The following is an 18,556-nucleotide window of genomic DNA, read 5'->3' on the forward strand; positions in this document are numbered from 1 at the left end:
AAAGGGTATAAGATTTGTATATGTTTTATATAGTTTATGTATTCAGGGTATAAAAATTTTTAAAACTGCAAACAAATGTTCGTATAAAAATAAGTTGGCACGGTGTTGCTAATAATAATAATGGAATAAAAAATACAGTGGGAGGTATGAAAATGAGAAAAGTAGCAGTAACAGGATTAGGAACTATTAATTCAATAGCAAAAAACACAAAGGAATTTAAGGAAGAATTAAAAAAGATGACTATAGGTATTGATCACATAACTCAATTTGACACAACAGATCATAAGGTAAAGATTGCAGCAGAGGTTAAAGATTTTGAACCAACGTTATATATGGATAAAAAGCTTGCAAGAAGATATGACAGATTTTTACAGTTTGCAATTGCAGCAACAAAAGAAGCATTGGAAGATAGTAATCTTGAAGGAGAAGATTGGAAGGAAAATGCAGCAGTAATTGTTGCATCAGGAATAGGTGGATTTAAAACATTATATAAGGAATTTTTGAAAATGGAAAAGAAAGGTCCAAGAGTTGTTAGTCCTTTCTTGATACCAATGATGATTTCTGATATGGCTTCAGGTGTTGTTTCAATAGAATTTGGATTAAAAGGTCCTAATTTTAATACAGTAAGTGCCTGTGCATCATCATTACATGCAATAATTATGGGAAGTATGTTAATAAGACATGGTTATGTAGATGTTGCAATAGTTGGAGGAACTGAAGCAACAATAGATCCAATGCCAATAGCTGCATTTGCTAATATGATGGCATTATCAACAAGAAATGATGATCCTAAGACTGCATCAAGACCATTTGATAAAGATAGAGATGGTTTTGTAATGGCTGAAGGTGCAGGGGTTATTGTGCTTGAATCTGAAGAACACGCTAAAAAGAGAAATGCAAATATTTATGGATATGTAGAAGGATTTGGTATGACAGGTGATGCTTATCATATAAGTGCTCCTGATGAAAATGGGACTGGTGCAGCTAAAGCTGTGGAATTAGCTCTTGAAGATGCAAAGGTTGATCCAGAAAAGGTAAAACTTGCAAATTGTCATGCTACTTCAACACCTGCTGGAGATATTGCTGAAACACGAGCTCTAAGAAGTGCATTTGGAGAACATGCTAAAAAAATATATATCCAGGGAACAAAATCATTGGTAGGACATGGATTAGGTGCAGCAGCAGCAATAGAATTTATAGGTATGGTATTGCAGATGAAAGAAGGATTTATTCATGGAATGCCAAGTTTATTTGAACCCAATGATGAATTAAAAGATTTGAATTTCCCAAAAGAAACTATAGAAGAAAAGGTAGAATATGCCATAAAGAATTCATTTGGATTTGGAGGACATAATGCATCGATAGTGTATAAAAGTTTGTAAGAGGAGTGATTTTATATGAAAATAGGTATAGTTACCGATAATACGTGTAATTTAACACAGGAATTTATGGAAAAAAACGATATTGGATATGCTTCATTATATATTTTAAGAAACGGAAATCATGTAAAAGCAATTGATTTATGCCAGACAACTTTTTATGAGGACTTAAAAGTTGGATCATACGTACCTTTAACCTCTCAACCTTCTGTAAAGGATTTTGAAGAGGTATACAGGGATATGTTAAAAAGATATGATTATCTTATTACAGTTACAATTTCTGAAAAATTAAGTGGGACATTAAATTCTGCAAGATTAGCAGCTTCTATGGTTGATGAAAAAAGAATATTTTTACTGGATTCAAAATTAACCAGTTACGGTTTAGGTTTTCTTGTTTTGGAATTAATGGAAAGAATAAAAAGTGGAATGTATAGCGTCGAACAACTTGTTGAATATGCAAGGGAATTTTACAAGTCTACAAGAATATATTTTAGCGTTACCAATTTAGATTATTTATACAAGGGTGGTAGAATTGGTAAAGCAAAGGCATTAATGGGTGGATTGCTTAATATGAAGCCAGTCCTTTCATTGACTGAAGGGGAAATTATACCTGTAAAAAATGTGAGAGGTATTGGTAAGATGGTAAAGGAATTGGCAAATTTAGGACTTGAAAGAATTGATTCCATGAGATTAAAGAGATTGGCAGTGATTCATACTGGCAATTTAAAATATGGTGGCCAATTGTTAGAAGAATTAAGAAACAGGGGAATAAAAGATGAAGATATAGTTTATTCAATGTTGGATACAGTAATAGGAACTCATTTAGGACCTGAAGCGGTAGGGGTGATAACACAATGGGAGTAATGAATATTGATGAAATAATGAAAATATTACCACATAGATATCCTTTTTTGTTGGTTGATGGTGTGGAAGAAGTTTCAGAAAATAAAATAATTGCATATAAAAATGTGTCGGTAAATGAACCGTTTTTTCAGGGGCATTTTCCACAATATCCAATAATGCCGGGGGTACTTATTATAGAAGGCCTCGCACAAACTTCCGGATTATTATTGATGAAGGATTTAAAAGATGATGCAATACCATTGTTTTTAGGTATAGACAAGGCAAGATTTAAAAAAGAGGTTCGTCCTGGAGATAAGCTTGTATATGAAGTTGAATTGATTCAGGAGAAAATGGGTATGTATAAATTAAGTGGAAAAGGAAAGGTGAATGGAAAAGTAGTAACAAGTGCTGAAATACTTGTTGGAATAAAGAAGGGATAACATGAAAATTAAAGAAATTAATGCATATATTCCTGAAAGAGTGTTGGATAATAAAGAACTTGCAGAAAGGTTTAATGTTTCTGAAGAATGGATATATAAAAGAACAGGAATAAAAAAAAGGTTTGTATCCGAACTGGATATATTTCAAATGGGAATGAAGGCAACAGAAGGTTTAAATTTAAATGGTGTTGATACTGTATTATTTGTATCTTCAGTAGGAGCACATTATGTTCCTTATTATGTAAGAGCATTTGAAGAATTGAAAATAGCAACGCCAAGATACGGAATAGATATATCAAACGGATTTGTTGGTTTCATTACTTCTTTGCATATTGCAAATTCAATGTTTAGAGAAAATATAGCCAATAAAATATTGATGATTATATCGGAAAAATTGTCGGATCTTGTTGAACCTGATGATATAAATACTGCCATCTTATTTTCTGATGCGGCTGTAGCCATGATTTTGGAAAATCATGACAATTGTGTATGTGATCATAGGGTTCATTATGATCCAGAATATCTTGATGCATTAAATATAAATGAAAATAAAAAGATAAAAATGGATGGTAAAAGGGTATATAAATTTGCAGTCAATAATATGAGAAAAATGATAGATGCGTATTTTAAGGAATATGGAGAAAAGATAGTAGTTCCTCATCAGGCAAACAAAAGGATACTGGAAAGTGTAAAAAAATATTATAAAAACACTGAATTTATAGATATAATAGAAGGTTATGGAAATACGGGAGCAGCCAGTATACCGGTATCTTTATTTGTAAAATATGGCAATAATGAAATATCGTTAAAGGATTATTTATTTATATCGGTTGGTGGTGGGATGACGGCATCAGGAATTGCATGGAGGTGTGGTAATGAATAGAGTTACAGAAATACTAAATATAAAATATCCAATTTTTGAAGGCGGTATGGCCTGGGTAGGAACGCCAAAACTTGCAGCAGCTGTATCAAATGCAGGTGGTTTGGGAACTATTGGTGCAGGAAGTATGACACCGGAAATATTGGAAAAAGCAATAGATGAAATAAATACATTAACCGATAAAACATATGCGGTTAATATAATTCTCGTTAATCCATATGCTGATCAATTAGTTGAAATAGCAATAAAAAAGAAAGTACCTGTATTGGTTTTCGGTGCTGGAAATCCAGGGAAATATATTCCAGAATTAAAAGAAAACAATATAAAGGTTATGGCTGTAGTTTCTTCTGAAAACCTCGCTTTGAGACTTCAAAAAGCTGGTGTGGACATAATAATTGGAGAAGGAATGGAATGTGGTGGCCATATAGGTGATGTTACTACGATGGTTCTTATACCAAAATTAGTTGAAGTTCTTGATATTCCTGTAGTTGCAGCTGGCGGAATAGCGGATATTAGGGGAATGAAGGCCGTAATAGAACTTGGTGCCGAAGGAATACAAATGGGGACACGTTTTGTCGCTACTCATGAATGTGAGGCACATGAAAATTACAAAAATCTTATTTTAAAAGCTGGAATTAGAGATGCTATTGTAACAGGTGCGACAATGGGACATCCAGCAAGAGTTTTAAAAACAAAGTTTGCAAAGAAAATAAAGAAACTTGAAGTTGCATCACCGGAGGAAGCAGAAGAATTGATGGTTGGTAGTTTAAGAAAAGCATTTGTTGATGGGGATTTAGAAAATGGTTCTTTCATGGCTGGGCAAAGTGCTGGATTAATAAATGAAATAAGAAGTGTAAAAGAAATTGTAGAAGAATTTGGTATGGAATTTGAGAAAATTTTAAAAGAGAGAGGTGCTGAAAAATGATAGCATTTGTATTTCCTGGCCAGGGTTCACAAACACTTGGAATGGGAAAAGAAATACTTGAAAAATATCCTGAATATGAGAAATATTTAGATATAGCATCAGAAAGCATAAGTGTTGATTTAAAAGGGATAATATTTGGTGATGATGAACAATTATTAACTTTGACAGAAAATACTCAACCTTCATTATTAACTATATCTTATATAATGTATTTATATGCAATTGAAAAATTAAATATTGTTCCAGATGTAGTAGCTGGACATTCGTTAGGGGAATGGACAGCGTTAGCAGGAGCTGGAGTATTATCTTTTGAGGATGCAGTAAAATTGGTTAGGTTGAGAGGAAAATACATGAGTGAAGCATGTCCTCCAGGTGTAGGAGGTATGGGGGCAATAATAGGACTTGATATAGAAAAAATAAATGAAGTTTTAAAGGAATTTGAAAATATAAATGTAGCAAATCATAATTCTCCTGAACAGATAGTAATAAGCGGAGATAAAAAGGAAGTACAAAAGGCTTTAGAATTAATGAAAGAAAAAGGTGCGAAAAAGGTAGTTGAATTAAATGTTAGTGGTCCTTTCCATTCAAAATTAGTTGCACCAGCCCAGGAAAAAATGGCAGATGAATTGGCAAAAATAGAGTTCAAAACACCAAAGTATAAGGTGATTCAGAATTATTCCGCAGAGGTTGAGGAAGATCCGGAAAAAATAAAGGAGAATCTCATAAAACAGATAACCGGTACTGTAAGATGGGTTGAATCAATAAAGAAGATGAAGGAAATAGGTGTTGAAAAAGTATATGAAGTTGGACCTGGAAAGGTTTTGACAGGCCTTGTAAAAAGAATAGACAAAACATTACAACCTCAAAGTATATTAAAGGTAAAATAAATATTTAAAATACCACAAGACAGCCATTTTTAGTTAATATCCCCTTCCGTTTTTCTGGAAGGGGATATTGTTATGATATAATTTAATGAATAATTTAAAGGAAGGGTGAAATAATGAAAGTATTAGTGACAGGTTTTGAACCATTTGATGGTGAAAAGATTAATCCATCTTTTGAAGCGGTAAAGCGATTATCAAGCAGTATTTATGGTGCTGAGATAATAAGGTTAGAAATCCCAACGGTATTTTATAAATCCATAGAAACATTAAGAAGTAAAATGTGTGAGGAGAAACCGGATATAGTAATATGTGTTGGTCAAGCTGGTGGAAGGGCAAGAATATCAATAGAAAGAGTGGCAATAAATATCGATGATGCCAAAATTCCGGATAATGAAGGGCAAAAACCAGAGGATAAGCCTATATTCTTTGATGGTGAAAATGCATATTTTTCCAATCTTCCTATAAAAAAGATAAAAAAGGAGTTGGAAGGTATAGGTATTCCAGCAGAGATATCAAACAGCGCAGGAACCTTTGTTTGCAACCATTTATTGTATGGATTGATGTATTATATTGAAAGGGATTTTAAAAAAACTTTAGGTGGATTTATTCATGTTCCTTATCTTCCTGAACAAATTATTGATAAAAAAGGAAATCTTCCAAGTATGTCATTGGAAAATATAGTAAAGGCACTTGAAAAAATTATAAAAACAAGCATTAAGGAATCTATAACATAATAAATTTAATCCAAAAATCTGATTATGATATAATATATATGAAAGAATAAGGGGGAAAAGGAAAGATGGGAATATACGATCAATTATTCAAGGAAATATTTTCCGATAAAGAAATGGTACTTGAATTTATAAATATGTTTATTCCTAAATTAAAAAGTTATGGGATTTCAGTAGAAGATATAACAATAGAACATACAAAATTTACAGATATAAAATACGGAGATAAGGAAAGTGATTTACTATTTAAAGTAAAATATTTTGAAAATGAAGTATATCTATATTTATTGATAGAACATCAATCAACTGTAGATTATTTAATGCAATTTAGAATACTCGAATATATGGTACGAATATGGAAAAATTATATAAATGAACATAAAAAAGAATCAAGAACAAAAGGATTTAAATTAATACCAATAATGCCTATAGTATTTTATACAGGAAAAAGAAAATGGACGGCTGAAAATTGGTTTATGAAAAAAGTAGAAAATTGGGAAATGTTTGATGAATATACGCCAAAATTCAAATATGAAGTAATTGATTTAAGCCAAATTTCTGAGGAACAATTAATAAATATAAAAAATGCATTAGGTTTATTATTAGCTTTAAATAAAGCAGAACGAAATAAAATTCAGAAAATAATATATGAAATAAAAGAAGAGTTGGAAAAATTGCCTGATAAAGAAAAGGAAAAATTTAGAAATTATGTGAACGGAGTGATAAAAACTCTCGTCAAAAGGAATGGGGAATTGGAACTTCCTGAAGAAGTTTTTGAAGAGGAGGTGGAAAATATGTTTGAGAATTTTGTAAAAGCGGTAAATGAAGCGATTCATGATGCTCTAGAAAAGGGATATGAAGAAGGAATGGAAAAAGGTAAAAAAGATGGATTTCAACAAGGAATTCAAGAAGGAATTCAAGAAGGAATTCAACAGGGAATTCAACAGGGAATTCAACAGGGAATTCAACAGGGAATATTAGAAGGTGAAAGAAGAAAAGCGATAACGCTATTACGGGTTCAATTGTTAAAAAAATTTGGAGAAGATATAAAAATTTATCTGGATAAACTTGAAAACATGAATCTAGATGAATTAAATAATCTGGCTGAAAATATATTTGATATAACATTAGATGAAGTAATTGATATTCTCAAAAATAAGTAAAGGGCATTTAAATATGCCCTTTTTTAAATTAATATATTAAGTATTATGAAAGATTTTTAATACGCAATATATCAGAAAATTCAACAAAAAATGTTATAATTAATTATAAGCAGTATTAAATAGATTCCAGGAGGAAGATATGGACATAAAAATAATTTCAAAAGAGAATATCTTGGATGATTATAAAGTAAATATATCAGAAGATGTATTTTTTGGAAAAGGTTATTTTACAATAATTGCTGGACCATGTTCTGTAGAAAGCAAGGAGATTGTTGAAGAAACTGCGCATTTCCTTTCAGAACTGGAAATAAAAATAATGCGTGGAGGAGTTTTCAAACCAAGGACTTCTCCATATTCTTTTCAGGGGCTTGGCAAAAAAGGATTGGAATATTTAAAGTCTGCCTCTGAAAAATATAATTTGAAAATAATAACAGAAGCTCTTGAGGAAGAGAGTCTTGAAATTGTAAATAAATGCGCAGATATAATTCAAATAGGCTCAAGAAATTCTCAGAATTATGGACTTTTAAAAAAAGTTGGTCAAATGTCTAAGCCGGTGTTGTTAAAACGTGGTTTTATGATGACAATTAAAGAGTTTCTATATTCTGCGGAATATATAGCCCTTGAAGGAAATAAAAATATAATATTGTGCGAAAGAGGTATTAGAACCTTTGAAACACAGACAAGAAATACTCTGGATATATCTGCTGTGCCAGTATTGAAAAACGAAACTTTTTTACCAATTATAATTGATCCAAGCCATGCGGCTGGAAGAAGGGATATAATTCCTGATCTCATAAGAGCTTCACTTGCTGTTGGAGCAATGGGAATAATGGTTGAAGTACATCCTAAACCAGAAAAAGCCCTTTCCGATGGGAAGCAAAGTTTAACTTTCAAAGAATTTGAAGAGGTTGTGAAAGAATTAAGAGAATTATCAAAGGCTTTCGGAGTTGAAATTATATGAGGATAATGCCAATAAAAAAGATAAGGGCTAAATTGAGTATGCCAGCTGATAAGTCCATTACACATAGAGCGTTGATATTATCTTCACTGGCAAAAGATGAAAGTATTATCAATAATTTATTATTATCAGAGGATACAAAAAGGACATTTGAAATATTGAAGAAAATAGGAATGCGTTTTTCAGGAGATTTTAATAAACTTAAGATAATACCTCAAAAAATAAAAGAAGATAAATATGAATTATATTGTGGTAATTCAGGAACAACAGCCCGTTTGCTGAGTGGATACTTTACGTCAAAAAACGGGCTGTTTTTGTTAACTGGGGATCAATCCCTTTCCAAAAGGCCTATGAAACGAGTTGTAGAACCATTAAGACAAATGGGAGCGAATATTGAGACTCGGAATAATAAATTGCCATTAAAAATAATAGGAGGAAAATTAAAAGGGATAGATTATACTTTACCTATTCCAAGTGCTCAGGTTAAATCAGCGATAATAATAGCAGGATTAGATGCGGAAGGAAAAACAATAATTAGAGGAGATAAGAGTTCAAGGGATCATACTGAAAGAATGTTAGAATATATGGGAGCTAATATAAAGGTTAGTAAGAATTATGTAGAAATTCAAAAATCGGAATTATATCCATTAAAAAATTTTTATATTCCTGGTGATATATCTTCAGCAGCATTTTTTATAACCCTTGGAATATTGCATGAAAATGCTAAAATCACAATAGAAAATGTTGGATTAAATAATACAAGAATGGGATATATTGAAATATTAAAATCAATGGGGGCTAATATTGAATATGAAATTATTGAAAATGAACCGGAACCATATGGAAATATTTATGTTGAAACATCAAAAAAATTGCGAGGAATTGAAGTTTCTAAAGAATTAATTCCTGCGGCAATAGATGAATTGCCACTTTTAGCTTTGGTTGGAACAAATGTTGATGGGAAAATAATTTTAAGAAATGCAACAGAGTTGAGGGTAAAAGAAAGCGATAGGATAAAATCAATAGTTGATAATTTCAAGAATTTAGGAATTAGAATTAAAGAATATCCTGACGGTTTTGAAATATCTGGAAAACAGAGAATAAAAGGTGGAAAGATTGAAACATTTGGCGACCACAGAATAGCTATGATGTTTGGTATAGCGGGATTAATTAGCGAAGAGGGTATATACATTGAAAACGAAAAAGATGTTGAAATATCCTTTCCAGAATTTTTTCAACTTATAAATCAATTAAGCAAAGAGTTTTAGGGGGAATGGAATATGAAAATATTACACACAGCTGATTGGCATCTTGGAAGAAGACCGGCAGGAGGAATTGGAAATTTTTCAAAGGTTAGGTATGATGATTATTTTAAAGCAGCAGAATATATAATAGAACAGGGAATAGAAAAAAATGTTGATGTATTTATAATAGCTGGAGATATTTTTGATAGAAGTTCTTTATTACCGGCTATTTTATATAAAACTGAAAAGTTATTAGAAAAATTGAAAGAAAATAATATAGTTACTTTTTTAATAGAGGGTAATCACGACAGGATATATTCCGATAATGATTCATGGATAAAATATTTTGAAAAGAGAAAATTGGTAAAAATTCCGGAATTTGAAAGAAAAGATGGAGAATGTATATGTAATCCCATAACAATTGAAGATATTAATTTTTATGGTATTCCATATCAAGGAGTTATAATAGATGAAATTTTAGATGATTTAGCCCAAAAGCTTGATAGCAACAAAAAAAATATAGTGATTGTTCATACTGGAATAGGTGGAGAGATACTTCCTGGTTGTGTAAAAGCTGAAACAATAGAAAAGTTTAAAGGAAAAGTATTGTATATGGCTGGTGGGCATTTGCATACATATAGAAAGTTTCCAAAAGAAAATCCATATTTCTTTGTTCCTGGTTCACCAGAATACTGGGATTTTGGTGAAGGAGATGAAAAAGGATTTATTATATTTGATACTGAAACAAATAAATATGAATTTTTTCCTTCCAATAAGCGTGAAGTTAAAACATATGCATTTGATATGTCAGATGAAATATATGATGAATTAGAAAATATTCAAATAAATGAGGGAGATATTGTAAAATTAAAGATCAAGAATTTGAACAATAAAATAGTGGATACCGAAAAAATAGAGAAAATACTTGAAAACAAGGGCGTTTTAAAGGTATTTATAAATGTTGAATATACATCTTATATCAGTGGAGTAGATAATATAAAAAATATAAACAAAGAGGAAATAGAAAAAAGGGTTATAGAATCCTGGGGGAATATTTTTTCTTCAAATAGCGATAAGGTGATTAAAAATATAGGTTTAATGAAAGAAAATTTAGGTAATCAGGAATTTATAAACGAAATATTTGATAATTTTTTAAGCGGTATTTTAGAAGGTGAAAATAATGAAAATAAATAGAATACAATTAAAAAATTATAGAAATCATAGAGAAAAAATCGTTGAGTTCAGGGAAGGAATAAATCTATTGTTGGGTAAAAACGGAACGGGGAAAAGCTCAATATTTGAAGCATTGGGGATAGCTATGTTTGATATAGAACCGAGGGATAAAAGTCTTAAAAATGCGGTAAATAAAGGGGCTAAAACAGCTACAATTACAGTTGAATTTATTGGTAATGATGATAATGAATATATTGTAGAACGCAAGATAGGCGGACAAAGCAAAGTGATTTTGAAAGAGAAAAATGGGATGGTTCTTTCGGAAAGAAAAGATGATGTAATTAGAAAAATAGGTGTTCTTGCAGGAATAAAAGGTAAAAATATAAAAGAGATATTCAGAAATGTAATTAGTGCAAATCAAAATGATATTATAGGAGTTTTTAATGAAACACCATCATCGAGAAAGGAGTTGTTTAATAAAATCTTTGATACGGAAGTTTATGAGCAATTGTATTCGATTTTGCAGCTTTCAGAAAAAAAATATAATGAACAAATATTGTCTTTTGAAAGTAAAGTAGAAATATTGGAAAAGCAAATAGAAGAATATGCAGGAAAAGATTTGGAATTGGAAAAAGTAAAAAAGGAAATAGAAAATTTGGAAAATGAATTATCAAAATTGAAAGAAAAAGCGGCTCGATATGACGAAAAAAAGAAATCTCTTGAAGAAAAAATCAATAGACTGAAAGAATATGAACATAAGTTGGATTCATTAAAATTAAAAGAAGAAGTTTTGCAAGAAAAAATTTTAAAGTTGGAAAAAGATATTGATCAATCTTTAAAAGCAAAGGAAATAGTAATGAAAAGTGAAGAAGGCTATAGGAAGTATAAAGAATTAGAATATGAAATAGAAAATAACTCACAAAAGGAAAAAGAGTTAATACTGAGAGAAAAGAAAAAAAGAGAAATTCAAGAGAAAATAAAAAGGTTGGAAAGTTCTGAAGAGCTGTTATCTGAAAAATTAAAAACTGCAGAAAAAAGAGTTGGAGAAGAAAAAGAGATCATTAATAATAAAAAAGATGAATTAGAAAAATTAAATGAAATATATCAAAAGATAAATGTTGAGTTGGTAGAAACAGAGAAACAATTAAAGGAACAAATGAACATAAAGGAAAAAATAGATAATGAATATGATAGTTACAATATATTATTGGAAAAAAGAAAGAATAATTTAGAAATTATTACTGAGAAGGAAAAGAAATTACAAAAATTAGAAGAGTTAAAAGTAAAATTATTAGAATATGAAAAAAATAAAGAATATCTGACAAATAAGCTAAAAGAAAAGGAAGAACTAAAAAATAAAATTAGGGAAATTCAAATAAAAATTGAAAATCTAAAAAATTCAAAAGAAGAATTGAAAGATGGAATTTGTCCAATATTAAATGAAAAGTGTCTAAATTTGGAACAAAAAAAAGAAGGTAATAATTATTTTGATGTTGAAATTGAAAGATTAAATAAAACAGTGAATGAATATGTTAAACAATTAGAATTACATAAAAATATAGAAAATGAAATAGCTGAAAATGATGGTAATGTAATAGAAATAAAATCGAATATTTCTGCAATAAAAAAAGAGATTGAAAATATTGAAAATATTGAATTAGAAAACAAAACAATAGAAAATCAGATAAATGAAATAAAGGAAAAATATGGCGATATACGTGAAAAAAGAGGAAAAATTACTGCTGAAATAAATGAAATTTCAGCTAAAAATGCGGAATTAAAAAATGAACTCAATAACATTTTTAAAAATATAAAAAAATATAGAAATGAAATTAATGAAAAACAGAATTTTATACTGGAAATAACTAGAAAAACAGAAGAGTATAAAAGTAAAATATTAAATATAAAATCAAAAAGGATTTCATTGATAGACGAATTGAAAGCATATGGTGATATTGAAATAGAAATAGAAGAAATTAGGGAAATAATAGAGAGATTAAAAACAGAGAGAAAAAGATACAAAATAGATTATGATAATTATTTGAAAAATAAAGAATTATCAAATAAAATTGAAGAATTAAAAGTAGCAAAACAAATAGAAGAAGAAAATTTAGAAAATTTAAAAAATACAATACAAGAAGTAAAAGAAAAAATACTATCTTTTGAAAAAGATGAGAAGTTAGAAGCGGAATTAAAAGAGTTAAATCAAAAAATAAAAATATTATATACTGATATATCGGAAATGAATAAAATACTTGGTGGAAAAAGAAATGAAAGAGAAAATCTAATAAATATTTTAAACGAGTTGAATAAAAAAGAAAAAGAAAGAAAGGAATATATAGATAAAGTTCAGTATTTTAAGAAAAAATTAAAATTAACAAAGGAATTTAGAGAAAATATAAAAGCTATGGGAAAGTATGTTAGTGAGAGGGTTACAAATATTATCTCTACATATGCAACTAATAACTATAGAGAAATTACTGGAAAAAATGAAGTAATAATCTGGGATTCATCGAGGGATTATTTAGTCATATTACGTGACGAGATAAAAGGAGATAGAGATTTTTCAATATTATCAGGCGGAGAACAGGTAAGTGTAGCTATTTCAATCAGGATAGCATTGGCAACCTTTTTGTCAAATGCAAATTTCTATATATTAGACGAACCTACAAGTAATTTAGATGAGGAAAGAAAAAATCTATTAGCAGAGAATTTGAAGAAAATGTTAAAAAATATTGAGCAAGCTTTTATAGTTACACATGATGGCACTTTTTCTGAAATGGCAGAAAATATTATTAATTTGTAAATACAAAAGCCCTGAAAATCAGGGCTTTTAATTATTTTATATAAGGATTATTAGTATGTTTGCAAGAAAACTTGTATTGTGAAATTATATCTTCATTTAAATATAAAATTGCAATAACTCCATTTGAACCGGCAAAGAAAATATTATTATTATCATCAGAACATAGCATTTTTGAATACCCTAAATGATATTTTTTAATAATATTTCCTGTTTTTTTGTCAATAAAATATACATTATGATCAAGAGCATTTAGAATAATCATATTTTTTGTTAGAATTCCTGTTCCGGGAATATAACCAATATATTTCTTCCATAAAATTTTTCCATTTTTTAAAGCATATAAATATTTTCCTTTACTTGAAACATAAACGGTTTTATCTTTATCAATTAATGGATATGAATAAGGTAAATCATCCAAATCAACTTTCCATAAAATATTGCCGTTTTTGTCAAATACAGTAAAAGTGACATATGGACCGTTAACATAAATATTATTATCTTTATCAATATTAAAATATGTTGTTAATGCTTCGTCGCCAAATTGTTTTGAAAAAAGGATATTAAAACCTTTATCCAATTTCATAATATTAGAATAAGCATCAAGAAAAATAATATTTCCTTCATGATCAATAATAGATGAAAATTTTGACATTTTAGTATCAAAAGATTTTAACACTTTGAGATTTTGATCCAATATAAAAAAACCTCTGTACCACGTTGGTAATAATAATGTATTTTGAGATTTTATAGATACTCCTGCACTAATTGTATCAAAATCAAATTTAGTTATGGTTGAATCATTGGATATAACATACAAACTTTTTCTAATTGTTGAAACAAAAACCTTATTTTTATAGATTACTGGAGGATCAACTGCAAAGGATTTTAAAGAAAATTTCTTAATTAAATTACCATAAAAATCGAAAATATAAAATAAACCTGATTGTGCAGAAACATAAATCCTGTTATTGTTTACTGAAATACCACCAATAAAAGAATCTTCTGAAACAAATAAATTAACTATAGACCTGGAAATAAAATCAATCTTTGGATTTTTAAAAGAATAATTATCAAAAACCAGAGAATTATTCACTATCTTAAAGCTTTTTGTGTAAAACTCTTTTTCATTAATAGTTAATTTATACATCTCTTTAAAAGAATCAATTTGAGGAATGTAATTCTTAGATTTTAGAAAAATAATATCTTCTGCAGAGGCATAAAAAGAAAAATCAAGAGCTTTAAAAATGAAAAGACCATTTTTTATTTCTATATTTTCATAAAAAAGAAAATCCCCGTTTTTAAAATATACAATATTTTTATTTTTGCTACTTAAATTGGGTCTGAAATAAGAAAGAATATAATTTGAAGGAATTTCAATAATTCCATAATTTGTAGAAACCTTCCATAATTTATCAGAAATGATCTTTATAGAATTAAATCTAAATTCACCGAATATCGTGGCAACATAAGAAGATAAAACTCTTTTTTTAACGACGACGATTTTTAAATCGCTGTTCTTTATATAAAAAATAGCATTATCATTTTTAAAAATAAAATAATCCCCATCGATTCTTTCAAAAGCACCCTTAAAAGTATAGGTGTTATTAAGGGAAAAATACATATTTTCTTTTTCTTCGCGTGTGAAATTCATATCTTTAATCATGGATAATGAAATTTTTTGAATCTTATTATTATGATCTTTTATAAAAACAAGAGCCCGATTCATAGAAAGAAATGTACCTGTATAATTTTGATTATCAAGTGTATCAATTGTAATGGAAAATATCAGGGAATAAAACATAAGAAATAAAAAAGTTAACATTTTTTTCATAAAAACACCTCATTCTATTAATATATCAAGTGATACATTAATTATTATATCATAAAAGTACTCATTACAAAAAATAAAAAATATCAAAAAAGTGAAAAGAAAATGATAAGAATTCATTAACAAAAAGTAACGTTCTGGAACGATGTATATAAAAGAAAATTGGAAGATTAAAAAATTAACCTGAAAAACAAAAAAACTTGACAAAAAAAATAAAATATATTAAAATTAATATAGGTATAAAAAAAAGCGAGGTTAAAAACCTCGCATCTGGTGGGCTCGGGTGGATTCGAACCACCGACCTCCCGGTTATGAGCCGGAAGCTCTCACCAACTGAGCTACGAGCCCTTCTCACTTAATGCGTTTAGATTATAACATCTAAAATTATTTTTGTCAAGTATTTTTTTTGAAGGGAGTGATAAAAAAATGAAAACATTAGATGTTGAAAGTAAAAAAAACTTTAAAATTGTTGACCCGATTAAGGTCACTTTAGATAAATATCCAAGAATTCTTGTAATAAAAGCGGCGTTTGAAACTCTAAAAGAAGGAAATAAAGTTACTTTGATAGAATTAGAAAAGAAAATATCAATATTATTAAATTATTCATATAAATATAATAGTAGGTATAAACAATAATCATGCCCCATAAAAGGGGCATGATTAATTTTATATAAAAAATGATGTTGTATTTTAAAAAAAATATGGTAAAATAATGCTGTCAATATTTTATATTAATTAAGGAGGAATTGATTATGAACTTTGAAAAATTTATTAGAGACATTCCAGATTTTCCAAAGCCGGGGATAATTTTTAAAGATATTACACCATTATTGGCAGACCCAGAAGCTTTTAAAGGTGTAATAGATGAAATGGCTGAAAAAGTTAAAGATATAGAATTTGATGCAATTCTTGTTCCAGAAGCAAGAGGATTTTTATTTGGTTCAGCATTAGCATATAAATTAGGAAAAAAATTAGTTCCTGTTAGAAAACCTGGGAAATTACCTTATGAAGTAGTTGAAGTTTCATATGCGTTAGAATATGGTGAAGCTAAGATTCAAATGCATAAAGATGCACTTGAAAAAGGAGAAAAGGTTTTAATTGTTGATGATGTTTTAGCAACTGGCGGAACAATAAAAGCAATTCAAACATTGGTAGAAAAATTAGAAGCTGAAGTTTCAGGGATTATTTGTTTAATTGAATTAGAATTTTTAAATCCAAGAGAAAAGTTAGATAATGTTAGAGTAGAAAGTATTTTGAAATATTAAAATCTTTATAAATTTTATTATGGGAGGGGTAAAATGAAAGGATTAAAATTTGATTTTACAAATATGTTTTTTCCTAATATTGAAAAAGGTATAAAACAAGAAGAGTTGATTGAATATGAGGGAAAAATAGCTGAAATCATAGATGAGATATTAAATGAAAAGCCAGGGTTTGTAAAACTTCCTCAAGATACCAAATTTCTTGATAAAATTCTTGATTTACAGGATTGGATACAATCATTTGAAAGTTTTGTGGTTCTTGGGATAGGTGGTTCAGCATTAGGAAATATTGCTTTACAAACAACATTAAATCCATTAAATTATAATTATATGAAAAATAGAAAAACACCAAAAATATTTATTATTGATAATGTAGATCCCGATTTTGTTGCATCTATTTTAGATCAAATAGATCCTCATACAACATTATTTAATGTTATATCAAAATCCGGAACAACAGCTGAAGCAATGTCAAATTATCTTATAGCAAGAGGAATAATAGAGAGTTATGGGCTTGATCCTAAAGAACATATAATATTTACAACAGATCCTGAAAATGGAATTTTAAGAAAAATTTCCAAAGAAGAAGGTATAAAAACATTGGAAATTCCACCAGAAGTTGGCGGAAGATTTAGTGTATTAACACCAGTTGGATTGCTTTCAGCATTAGCGGGTGGTATTGATATTATAGATTTATTAAATGGTGCAAAATCCATGCTGGATAAAGTGATAAATAAAAATTTAAAAGAAAATCCAGCAGCGTTAAATGCACTTTTACACTTCTTATATTATAAAAAAGGATATAATATTTCTGTTATGATGCCATATTCAAATAAACTACTATTACTTGCTGATTGGTATAGACAGCTCTGGGCAGAAAGTTTGGGAAAGAAATATAATATAAATGGAGAAATTGTAAATGTTGGTCAAACTCCTGTAAAGGCATTGGGAGCAACTGATCAGCATTCACAGGTTCAATTATATAATGAAGGCCCAGATGATAAAGTAGTAACATTCTTAAAACTTGAAAAGTTTGAAAGAGATATAAAAATACCAAAAGTGCATGAAGAATATTCCGCATTATCCTATTTAGGTGGGAAAACATTATCAGAATTGTTGAATACAGAATTATTTGGAACTGAATATGCGTTAACAGAACACGGAAAACCAAATATGAAGGTTATATTCCCTGAAATAAATTCATTTAATGTTGGTGAATTCTTCTTCCTTTATGAATTCCAAACAGCAATTATGGCAAAATTACTTGAAATAAACGCATATGATCAACCAGGGGTTGAACTTGGTAAGAAGGTTACATACGCATTAATGGGTAGAGAAGGATATGAAGAATTTGCAAAAGAAGTAAATGAAAAAGTTTCAAAAAAGGAAAAATTCGAATTATGAAAATAATAGGAATTACAGGATTGGCTGGCAGTGGTAAAAGTACCATTGCCAGTCTTTTAAAGGAAAAGGGATATCCAATAATTGATCTTGACAAGCTTGGTCATAAAGCGTTGTTTGAAAAAGATATAAAAGAAAAACTGGTAAAAAAATTTGGTGATAAAATTTTAGAAAATAATGAAATTCAAAGGAGCAAATTAGCTCAGATAGTTTTTACAAATAAAAAAAATTTAGATTATTTAAATTCTGTGGTTCATCCAAAAATTAAAGAATTTGTTTCAGAATTAATAGAGAAATATAAAAAGGATAAGTATGAATATGTAATAATAGATGGTGCTTTAATTGATCAAATAGGTTTAAATGAAATATGTGATATAATTTTATTAGTAGAAGCTTCTGATAAAGAACGCTTTAAAAGATTAACTGAATTTCGAAAAATGGATCCAGAAAAAGCTAAAAATATTATTAATGCTCAAAAAAGTTTAAAATTAAATTATCATTACAAAATCAACACAGAAAAGGAACTAAATGCAATTAAAGACGAATTATTTCAAATACTTAAAATTTTTTAATTTGATTTTTCTAAGTGAATTATAGTATAATGTAATGCTGAAGTTTTTTAATAATCTTAATGGGAGG

17 protein-coding genes and 1 tRNA gene are annotated in these 18,556 nt (G+C 28.7%); 16 read left to right on the forward strand and 2 right to left on the reverse strand.

Going from position 1 to position 18,556, the window contains the following annotated elements; translation table 11 throughout:
• The first annotated feature begins 152 nt into the window (after positions 1-152).
• The 12 genes from fabF to XO10_RS00270 all read left to right on the forward strand — a co-directional run bounded on the left by fabF (position 153) and on the right by XO10_RS00270 (position 13,426).
• Entirely contained in the window at positions 153-1,382 is a 1,230-nt protein-coding gene (fabF, locus tag XO10_RS00215; protein WP_014295574.1) for a beta-ketoacyl-ACP synthase II, read from the forward strand.
• 15 nt (positions 1,383-1,397) lie between these two features.
• Positions 1,398-2,243 (forward strand): DegV family protein, encoded by an 846-nt coding sequence (locus tag XO10_RS00220; RefSeq protein ID WP_075780039.1) that lies wholly within the window; start codon positions 1,398-1,400, stop codon positions 2,241-2,243.
• Positions 2,243-2,662, forward strand: coding sequence for a 3-hydroxyacyl-ACP dehydratase FabZ (gene fabZ, locus XO10_RS00225; protein ID WP_175421041.1), 420 nt, complete (start codon positions 2,243-2,245; stop codon positions 2,660-2,662). Before XO10_RS00220 ends, fabZ begins: the two co-directional genes overlap by 1 nt.
• Position 2,663: 1 nt before the next feature.
• Positions 2,664-3,545 carry a 3-oxoacyl-ACP synthase III family protein gene (locus tag XO10_RS00230; RefSeq protein WP_014295577.1) on the forward strand — a complete coding sequence of 294 codons (882 nt, stop codon included), beginning with the start codon at positions 2,664-2,666 and terminating at the stop codon, positions 3,543-3,545.
• On the forward strand, positions 3,538-4,467 hold the full coding sequence (locus XO10_RS00235) for a nitronate monooxygenase (RefSeq protein WP_014295578.1): 930 nt from the start codon (positions 3,538-3,540) through the stop codon (positions 4,465-4,467). The genes XO10_RS00230 and XO10_RS00235 overlap by 8 nt, the downstream gene beginning before the upstream one ends.
• Complete coding sequence (gene fabD / locus XO10_RS00240; RefSeq protein ID WP_175420961.1) at positions 4,464-5,354, forward strand: ACP S-malonyltransferase; 891 nt, start codon at positions 4,464-4,466, stop codon at positions 5,352-5,354. The genes XO10_RS00235 and fabD overlap by 4 nt, the downstream gene beginning before the upstream one ends.
• A gap of 113 nt (positions 5,355-5,467) precedes the next feature.
• Positions 5,468-6,085, forward strand: a complete 618-nt coding sequence (pcp, locus tag XO10_RS00245; RefSeq protein WP_175420962.1) for a pyroglutamyl-peptidase I — start codon at positions 5,468-5,470, stop codon at positions 6,083-6,085.
• A 65-nt stretch (positions 6,086-6,150) separates the two neighbouring features.
• Positions 6,151-7,245 carry an Rpn family recombination-promoting nuclease/putative transposase gene (locus tag XO10_RS00250; RefSeq protein WP_175420963.1) on the forward strand — a complete coding sequence of 365 codons (1,095 nt, stop codon included), beginning with the start codon at positions 6,151-6,153 and terminating at the stop codon, positions 7,243-7,245.
• Between the two features lie 139 nt (positions 7,246-7,384).
• Positions 7,385-8,206, forward strand: coding sequence for a 3-deoxy-7-phosphoheptulonate synthase (aroF, locus tag XO10_RS00255; protein WP_014295582.1), 822 nt, complete (start codon positions 7,385-7,387; stop codon positions 8,204-8,206).
• Complete coding sequence (gene aroA, locus XO10_RS00260) at positions 8,203-9,471, forward strand: 3-phosphoshikimate 1-carboxyvinyltransferase (protein ID WP_175417940.1); 1,269 nt, start codon at positions 8,203-8,205, stop codon at positions 9,469-9,471. The genes aroF and aroA overlap by 4 nt, the downstream gene beginning before the upstream one ends.
• A gap of 12 nt (positions 9,472-9,483) precedes the next feature.
• Complete coding sequence (locus XO10_RS00265) at positions 9,484-10,641, forward strand: exonuclease SbcCD subunit D (protein ID WP_175420964.1); 1,158 nt, start codon at positions 9,484-9,486, stop codon at positions 10,639-10,641.
• On the forward strand, positions 10,628-13,426 hold the full coding sequence (locus tag XO10_RS00270; RefSeq protein ID WP_175420965.1) for an AAA family ATPase: 2,799 nt from the start codon (positions 10,628-10,630) through the stop codon (positions 13,424-13,426). The genes XO10_RS00265 and XO10_RS00270 overlap by 14 nt, the downstream gene beginning before the upstream one ends.
• A 31-nt stretch (positions 13,427-13,457) precedes the next feature.
• Here XO10_RS00270 and XO10_RS00275 read toward each other — a convergent pair whose 3' ends face one another.
• A complete protein-coding gene (locus tag XO10_RS00275; RefSeq protein ID WP_014295586.1) occupies positions 13,458-15,257 on the reverse strand; it encodes a PQQ-binding-like beta-propeller repeat protein in 1,800 nt (599 codons plus the stop codon).
• 268 nt (positions 15,258-15,525) lie between these two features.
• A tRNA-Ile gene (locus tag XO10_RS00280) sits at positions 15,526-15,602 on the reverse strand.
• 78 nt (positions 15,603-15,680) lie between these two features.
• Here XO10_RS00280 and XO10_RS00285 point away from each other — a divergent pair.
• The 4 genes from XO10_RS00285 to coaE all read left to right on the forward strand — a co-directional run bounded on the left by XO10_RS00285 (position 15,681) and on the right by coaE (position 18,489).
• Positions 15,681-15,890 (forward strand): hypothetical protein, encoded by a 210-nt coding sequence (locus XO10_RS00285; RefSeq protein WP_014295587.1) that lies wholly within the window; start codon positions 15,681-15,683, stop codon positions 15,888-15,890.
• A 116-nt stretch (positions 15,891-16,006) separates the two neighbouring features.
• Entirely contained in the window at positions 16,007-16,519 is a 513-nt protein-coding gene (locus XO10_RS00290; RefSeq protein ID WP_014295588.1) for an adenine phosphoribosyltransferase, read from the forward strand.
• A gap of 33 nt (positions 16,520-16,552) precedes the next feature.
• The gene (locus XO10_RS00295) at positions 16,553-17,920 is read left to right on the forward strand and encodes a glucose-6-phosphate isomerase (protein WP_014295589.1); all 1,368 of its coding nucleotides are present in this window, start codon (positions 16,553-16,555) and stop codon (positions 17,918-17,920) included.
• Positions 17,917-18,489 (forward strand): dephospho-CoA kinase, encoded by a 573-nt coding sequence (gene coaE, locus XO10_RS00300; RefSeq protein ID WP_014295590.1) that lies wholly within the window; start codon positions 17,917-17,919, stop codon positions 18,487-18,489. Before XO10_RS00295 ends, coaE begins: the two co-directional genes overlap by 4 nt.
• Positions 18,490-18,556: the final 67 nt, after the last annotated feature.

It is taken from the genome of Marinitoga sp. 1135, from assembly GCF_013363245.1.
GTDB lineage: Bacteria > Thermotogota > Thermotogae > Petrotogales > Petrotogaceae > Marinitoga > Marinitoga piezophila.

What these genes read in the sequence shown, in the direction of transcription:
- fabF (WP_014295574.1), top strand. Translation starts at nt 153, where the DNA reads ATGAGAAAAGTAGCAGTAACAGGATTAGGAACTATTAATTCAATAGCA.
- XO10_RS00220 (WP_075780039.1), top strand. Translation starts at nt 1,398, where the DNA reads ATGAAAATAGGTATAGTTACCGATAATACGTGTAATTTAACACAGGAA.
- fabZ (WP_175421041.1), top strand. Translation starts at nt 2,243, where the DNA reads ATGAATATTGATGAAATAATGAAAATATTACCACATAGATATCCTTTT.
- XO10_RS00230 (WP_014295577.1), top strand. Translation starts at nt 2,664, where the DNA reads ATGAAAATTAAAGAAATTAATGCATATATTCCTGAAAGAGTGTTGGAT.
- XO10_RS00235 (WP_014295578.1), top strand. Translation starts at nt 3,538, where the DNA reads ATGAATAGAGTTACAGAAATACTAAATATAAAATATCCAATTTTTGAA.
- fabD (WP_175420961.1), top strand. Translation starts at nt 4,464, where the DNA reads ATGATAGCATTTGTATTTCCTGGCCAGGGTTCACAAACACTTGGAATG.
- pcp (WP_175420962.1), top strand. Translation starts at nt 5,468, where the DNA reads ATGAAAGTATTAGTGACAGGTTTTGAACCATTTGATGGTGAAAAGATT.
- XO10_RS00250 (WP_175420963.1), top strand. Translation starts at nt 6,151, where the DNA reads ATGGGAATATACGATCAATTATTCAAGGAAATATTTTCCGATAAAGAA.
- aroF (WP_014295582.1), top strand. Translation starts at nt 7,385, where the DNA reads ATGGACATAAAAATAATTTCAAAAGAGAATATCTTGGATGATTATAAA.
- aroA (WP_175417940.1), top strand. Translation starts at nt 8,203, where the DNA reads ATGAGGATAATGCCAATAAAAAAGATAAGGGCTAAATTGAGTATGCCA.
- XO10_RS00265 (WP_175420964.1), top strand. Translation starts at nt 9,484, where the DNA reads ATGAAAATATTACACACAGCTGATTGGCATCTTGGAAGAAGACCGGCA.
- XO10_RS00270 (WP_175420965.1), top strand. Translation starts at nt 10,628, where the DNA reads ATGAAAATAAATAGAATACAATTAAAAAATTATAGAAATCATAGAGAA.
- XO10_RS00275 (WP_014295586.1), bottom strand. Translation starts at nt 15,257, where the DNA reads ATGAAAAAAATGTTAACTTTTTTATTTCTTATGTTTTATTCCCTGATA.
- XO10_RS00285 (WP_014295587.1), top strand. Translation starts at nt 15,681, where the DNA reads ATGAAAACATTAGATGTTGAAAGTAAAAAAAACTTTAAAATTGTTGAC.
- XO10_RS00290 (WP_014295588.1), top strand. Translation starts at nt 16,007, where the DNA reads ATGAACTTTGAAAAATTTATTAGAGACATTCCAGATTTTCCAAAGCCG.
- XO10_RS00295 (WP_014295589.1), top strand. Translation starts at nt 16,553, where the DNA reads ATGAAAGGATTAAAATTTGATTTTACAAATATGTTTTTTCCTAATATT.
- coaE (WP_014295590.1), top strand. Translation starts at nt 17,917, where the DNA reads ATGAAAATAATAGGAATTACAGGATTGGCTGGCAGTGGTAAAAGTACC.